The sequence below is a fragment of the Sutcliffiella halmapala genome (genome assembly GCF_050107295.1).
Lineage (GTDB): Bacteria > Bacillota > Bacilli > Bacillales > Bacillaceae_I > Sutcliffiella_A > Sutcliffiella_A halmapala_A.
Genome location: NZ_JBNIKR010000031.1, coordinates 1 through 960, shown reverse-complemented (window position 1 = coordinate 960; position 960 = coordinate 1). Strand labels below are relative to the sequence as shown.

The following is a 960-nucleotide window of genomic DNA, read 5'->3' as shown; positions in this document are numbered from 1 at the left end:
GGGTGATAGCGTGCCTTTTGTAGAATGAACCGGCGAGTTACGATCCCGTGCAAGGTTAAGTCGATGAGACGGAGCCGTAGCGAAAGCGAGTCTGAATAGGGCGAATGAGTACGTGGTCGTAGACCCGAAACCAGGTGATCTACCCATGTCCAGGGTGAAGTTCAGGTAACACTGAATGGAGGCCCGAACCGACTCACGTTGAAAAGTGAGCGGATGAGGTGTGGGTAGGGGTGAAATGCCAATCGAACCTGGAGATAGCTGGTTCTCTCCGAAATAGCTTTAGGGCTAGCCTCATATGTTAGAGTCTTGGAGGTAGAGCACTGATTGGACTAGGGGTCCTCATCGGATTACCGAATTCAGTCAAACTCCGAATGCCAAAGACTTATCTATGGGAGTCAGACTGCGAGTGATAAGATCCGTAGTCAAGAGGGAAACAGCCCAGACCGCCAGCTAAGGTCCCAAAGTATACGTTAAGTGGAAAAGGATGTGGAGTTGCTTAGACAACCAGGATGTTGGCTTAGAAGCAGCCACCATTTAAAGAGTGCGTAATAGCTCACTGGTCGAGTGACTCTGCGCCGAAAATGTACCGGGGCTAAACGTATCACCGAAGCTGCGGACTGTTCTTACGAACAGTGGTAGGAGAGCGTTCTAAGGGCGTTGAAGCTAGACCGGAAGGACTGGTGGAGCGCTTAGAAGTGAGAATGCCGGTATGAGTAGCGAAAGAAGGGTGAGAATCCCTTCCACCGAATGCCTAAGGTTTCCTGAGGAAGGCTCGTCCGCTCAGGGTTAGTCGGGACCTAAGCCGAGGCCGAAAGGCGTAGGCGATGGATAACAGGTTGATATTCCTGTACCACCTCCACTCCGTTTGAGCAATGGGGGGACGCAGAAGGATAGGGTAAGCGCACTGTTGGATATGTGCGTCTAAGCAGCAAGGCTGAGAAGTAGGCAAATCCGCTTCTC

General features: G+C 51.7%; 1 rRNA gene. It reads left to right on the top strand.

The features are described 5' to 3' along the window. A 23S ribosomal RNA gene (locus ACQCT5_RS22875) occupies nucleotides 1-960 on the top strand; the annotation flags it as partial.